The sequence below is a fragment of the Streptomyces albipurpureus genome (genome assembly GCF_023701525.1).
In the GTDB taxonomy this organism is placed as follows: Bacteria; Actinomycetota; Actinomycetes; order Streptomycetales; family Streptomycetaceae; genus Streptomyces; species Streptomyces albipurpureus.
On sequence record NZ_JAMQAW010000002.1, the window covers coordinates 295,755 to 300,730 of the forward strand.

General features: G+C 68.9%; 6 protein-coding genes. 5 read left to right on the forward strand and 1 reads right to left on the reverse strand.

What is annotated here, in order from left to right:
- Positions 1-303: hypothetical protein (locus tag NBG84_RS02415; protein WP_250917528.1), on the reverse strand; the 303-nt coding region annotated here is incomplete at its 3' end.
- Between the two features lie 223 nt (positions 304-526).
- Between NBG84_RS02415 and NBG84_RS40410 the strand changes: the two genes are divergently transcribed.
- From NBG84_RS40410 to NBG84_RS02435, 5 genes are all read left to right on the forward strand, one after another.
- Positions 527-649 carry a hypothetical protein gene (locus NBG84_RS40410; protein WP_285366254.1) on the forward strand — a complete coding sequence of 41 codons (123 nt, stop codon included), beginning with the start codon at positions 527-529 and terminating at the stop codon, positions 647-649.
- Positions 650-1,137: 488 nt separating this feature from the next.
- Complete coding sequence (locus NBG84_RS02420; RefSeq protein WP_250917529.1) at positions 1,138-1,656, forward strand: MarR family winged helix-turn-helix transcriptional regulator; 519 nt, start codon at positions 1,138-1,140, stop codon at positions 1,654-1,656.
- Between the two features lie 167 nt (positions 1,657-1,823).
- Complete coding sequence (locus tag NBG84_RS02425) at positions 1,824-2,336, forward strand: hypothetical protein (protein ID WP_250917530.1); 513 nt, start codon at positions 1,824-1,826, stop codon at positions 2,334-2,336.
- A gap of 160 nt (positions 2,337-2,496) precedes the next feature.
- Positions 2,497-3,351 (forward strand): NmrA family NAD(P)-binding protein, encoded by an 855-nt coding sequence (locus NBG84_RS02430; RefSeq protein WP_308311995.1) that lies wholly within the window; start codon positions 2,497-2,499, stop codon positions 3,349-3,351.
- Positions 3,352-4,413: 1,062 nt separating this feature from the next.
- Positions 4,414-4,803: an STAS domain-containing protein gene (locus NBG84_RS02435; RefSeq protein ID WP_250917532.1), complete on the forward strand. Its 390-nt coding sequence runs from the start codon at positions 4,414-4,416 to the stop codon at positions 4,801-4,803.
- Positions 4,804-4,976: the final 173 nt, after the last annotated feature.

The following is a 4,976-nucleotide window of genomic DNA, read 5'->3' on the forward strand; positions in this document are numbered from 1 at the left end:
CAGACAAGGATCGGCGACTTCGGCGAACTCAGCCACCTTCACGGTGAGCAGCGAACCGTTCTGCACGGCCTCGACCACGGAGTAGCCGTCCGCCGCGATGTCCTGCGGGTCCGGGCCCGCGAGCCGCAGTCCGTCCAGTTGGTCGGGGCCGATACCGGAGCCGCGCAGGTCGACCGCGTAATGCCCGGGTTCGGCGGTACGGATCGCCCGCCCGACGCGCTGCCACCGGGGTTCCTTACCGGAACCGCCCATCAGGGCGATCAGCTCGCCCAGCGCCGTGGTGATCTCCTCGCGCCAGCCCATCCGTCCCCGCCCCGTCCCCGTTCCCCGACTCGGATCCCGCACGACCCTACCCAGTCGGGCACGCGCCGTGACCTCCTGAGCACCGAGAGCCCCGGGGAGGTACCGGGCAATGGGTTTCGCTGTTGGTGCCACCCGGCAGAATTCGGGAGCGAGGAGGGTCGCGATTCGGGAGCGAGGAGGGTCGCGCGAACCGTGCGCAGCCGAGAAGGGGACTGGTCGCCTGATGCCCACGAGTGAGCTCTTCCTGAAAGATGTCATCGACATCAAGGAAGACGTCCATGCCGACGACTTCAAGATCGAGCTCTCCGAGGGATTCAGCGAGTCCGACGCAAGGGTGGCCGAGTAGGTCGTCCCCGAGCAGTTCCAGGGGCCGTCATGCGCTGAGCATCGTCTCGGCCGCATCGAGCACCGTCCCCACCCGCACCGGTTCCGCCGCCTTGTCGGAACCGCTGGGAGATCCGCGACGACATCGCCGAAACGTTCCTCCCGCTCGGATGCGCACTCATCTGCTGGCGACGCCTGAGGTCACTGAGATAGGAGTTCTCAGGCCTCACGGTCTCGTGGGAAGTCCAGCGGGCGTGGCCCGACGGGCAGGAAGCGTGGGTCCTCGGGGACTTGGCCCCCGAAGTAGGGCGCGGAGAGGCGGAACGGTTCTGCCCGTGCTTGTGGAGCGGGCTGCCCGGTGTTCTCGGCCGACGATCTGGTGCCCCAGGGAGACTCCACATTGGTGCGGGTCGGCCTCCCCTCCCCGTTGGGGTTGGCTCGCGGTGTTCAGGTGGCGATGGACTGAAGCGTCGGTTGACCGGGGGTGTAGTTAGCTGCCATATTACTTTCATGGCAGCGGACGAGACCGACCACGAGTCACCCACACTGGATCAGGCCCGGCGACAGTTGGAGCACTACGGCCTCGGGGACGACCCGCAGGCCGTGCTCGTAGCGGTGCGACTGATCTCGGCGGGGGCGCGGCTCGGGCGGGCGACCGAGGTGCACTTCGCGAGGTACGGGTTGTCGAGCGGGCGATATCGACTGCTCGCGGATCTGGAGGATCACGACGGGGAGAAGTCCCCCTCGCGACTGGCCGCCGATCTCGGCGTCTCACGCGCCACGGTCACCGGCCTGGTCGACGGGCTGGAGAGGGAGGGCCTGGTCGCTCGGCGCCCGTCGGCGGAGGACGGACGGGGCGCGGTGGTGGTCCTGACCGCCCGCGGTGCGCAGCGGTTGCGCGACATGGCGCCCGAGCACTTCGCCCGCCTTCAGGAAATGGTGGGCGAACTCACCGTCGACGAGCGCACGGTGTTTCTGGATCTCCTGTCGCGGGTCGTTCGCGGAATCAGCGCCTTGACCGCGGAGTAGTTCACGCGGCTGTTCCGCCAGGCGCCTGCCCGGCCTCGTGTCCCTGCGTGCCGATCCAGCAACCCAACCGATCCGATCACAAGCCACAGTCGACCGCCAGCGTGCGGTTGCCTTTCCACAACCTAATAGTTAGCCACCTAATCGATTTCGGGAAGTTGGCCTCTCTCATGTCCGGACCCACCTCGTCGATCCCACGCGAAAGCGCAACTGAGGTCACCCCGACCCGAGGAAAGGACACCGGCGGCGGCCGCCGCGCCGCTCGACCCTTCACCCTGTGGCGTGAGGTGTTGGTCGCCTACCTCGCCCCCGCCCTGATGGCCGGCGCAGGAGGAATCGCCGGCGGGCAGGGAGAGCTGACCGTGGCGGCGGTTACGTCCATCGCCGGCACCTCAGCAGTGGTGGCGCTGCTGATCGGCACCTGGCTGCAACGCCGCCCGCGCCCGTGGACCACGGCCCTGCCGCGCGTCGCCCTGGCCGCACTGCTCGCCGTCGGCGCGGCCGCGTTCGCCGGAATCGTCGGGTGGTTCGCCTCCCACTGGCTGCCAGCACACACCGGTGTGCCCGACACTCCATGGCTCACCCGACTGCGGCTTGATCTGCCGATGTCCGCTGCCCTCGCCGCGAGCATCGTGAGCTGGCGCTGGCGCGGGGCCCAGCGGATACAGCCACAGCAGCCATAGCCCGTACCCGCGCACCACCCCGTACCACCCGTACCCGCGCACCACCCGCACCCACGCACCGCCCGCACCGGGAGCAGACCCGGCGGCCGGCACACACATCGACAGACAACCCCCCGCGGTTTCCCTGGGGAAGACCGAAAGGCACACGATGATCGTCATCATGGGAGCGTCCGGAACCACCGGCGGCGCGTTGCTGCGCAGCCTCGCCGCCTCGGGCGTGCCGAGCAGGGCGCTGACCCGCGACCCGGACCGACTCCGGGCCCACCTCGGCGACACGGCCGGCGACCTGGTCGAGGTCATGCCCGCCGACGCCGCGGACACCGCCTCGCTACGCGCCGCGTTCAAGGGCGCCCGGCAGCTCTTCCTCGCCATGGCCAACAGCCCGACGCAGGTCGAGCTCGAAACGCGTGTCGTCGACACGGCCGCCGACAGCGGTATCGAACACATCGTCAAGATCTCCGACCCGGTCGCCGCAGCGGATTCCCCTGTCGCCCTCTCCCGCGGCCACCACGCCGTCGAGGAACACCTGCGCGCGTCCGGCCTCACCCACACCGTGCTCCGCCCCTACGCCTTTATGCAGAACCTGCTGCTCCTGGCTCCCGCCGTGGCCACGCAGGGGATCATCCTGGGCGCGATGCGGGACGCCCCCTGCAACTGGATCGACTGCCGCGACATCGCTGACGTCGCCGCCGCGGCGCTGACCCGCGCCGACCTCGCGGGCGGCACCTACGTGCTCACCGGGAGCGAGGCGGTCGGCTACGGCGGACTCGCCGAAATCCTGACCCGCCTGCTCGGCCGCCCGGTTCGCTACCTGGACCTGGCCCCGCACGAACTACGGGAAAACCTCATCCACCACGCGCACATGCCCCCGTGGCTCGCCAACCACGTGGTGGAGATCCAGCAACTGGCCGTGTCCCACCCGGAGTCACCCACCGACGCCGTCGCCCGCATCCTGGGCCGCGATCCCCGCACCCTCGACGCGTTCCTGCACGAACACCTGGGCCGCTTCAGCTGATCCCCTGCCATACGCGAGGAACACGCCGGCTCGTACCGCGACCGTGTCTGACGTGCGGGTACGCCCTGGCACGAGATCCACATCCCTCGGGTGCAGTTTCACATAGGCAGGGATCTCGGCCTGCTAAGCCGGCGGGCCCCAGACGAAGTTCCGCAGCCTCGGGTAGGCGGTGTACTGCTTACGCCGCACGGCCGCGACATCGCCGCCCAGCCCGACCCGGTATCGGCTTCAGGGGATCACGGGATCGGACCGAACCCTCGGCAGTGAACGTCCAGAGAGATTTCCTGCTGGCGGGATTTGCACGGGATCATCCCCTAGCAAAGCGTTAGGTATGCCGATCACCTGCGAAAACTCGGCATCAGCCAACGACCTCCGGAACCGGTTCGGTTCACTCCCTCACGGAAAGGGGCCACGTATCCCCCGTCATGCGACAACGACGTCCCAGCGCGACAGGCGACGGACACCCCGCCTCGGCCCCCCGCCCGGCCCTCCGCTCGCTTGACGCTCAGGGGCCCGAATCCCCCTACAGGCAACTCGAATCCCCCGTGACCCGCACTTGTCCCGAGGCAGTGCAGGGCCCGGGGTGCTCGGCGCGCTGGTCCCTGGTGGAGTGGACTGCAGGGACCAGCAGGAAGGAGAACCGGGCCTGCCGTACGCGACGGCACTCGGCTGGCGTCGCTGCCTGCGCCTGCCGAGCCGCGCGCGGGGATGAATGCCTTCCCCGGTGACCATCGCCAGGGCGCACCAGGAGGCAGGTGGAAGACGGCGACGGAAACGGGGATCGGTGTAGACGCAGGAGGGGTTATGCTGCATGAGCGTCCCAGCCCCCGGCGTGAGCCACACCGTTGTCGTACAAGTGCCTGCGGGGGAGCGGACAATCCGCCGAAATGCCGTCGGCGCAATTTCGAAGTGAAGCGCTTCTTGTCAGTGTCCTGGACCCTAGGGTGCCGAGAGGAAGTTTCGCCTGGCCTCCTCCAGGCGTCCGACCAGAGGCAACGCGTGCCTGGCTGGTCCGGGAAGCCGGCCCGGCTTGGTACGCGTGGTCACAAGAACTGGGGCGCTATGCCTGTTCTGCCCGGCTTGAACCTCTCCCGGCATGACCGCGAACACCGCACAACGATCACCCTGGCGGGCGAGATCGACCTGACCACGGTATCCCTGTTGGGTGGGACCGTCGAGAAGTGCGTGCGTGAGGGAATCCGCACGATCGACATCGACCTGACCGCCCTCACCTTCTGCGACGTCAGCGGCCTCAACGCATTCCTCGTCGCCCGGAACCACACCGCATCGGCGGGGTGTTCGCTTCGTCTGCACCATGTCCCCCCGATACTGAACCGGATCCTGGACATCACCGGCACGGGCTTCCTCCTCCACTCCCCGCTCCCCGCTCCCGTCCTTCCCCCGGCTTCGGACGCCTTGGCCGGGATGCCTCCCGGGCTGCTGGCCTCATGACCGGGCCAGGACCTGCGGAGCAGGAGCCGACCGGCTTCGCAAGCGGTGCCCGGTGATCAGCGACCGCATGGTCCAGATCCTGCGCCTGCTCCAGCCCGCGGAGGGCTCGGACACCATCGCTGATGTCGTCACCACGGCCGGCGCCGAGGTTCTGGGCGTGGACGGTCTCGCGG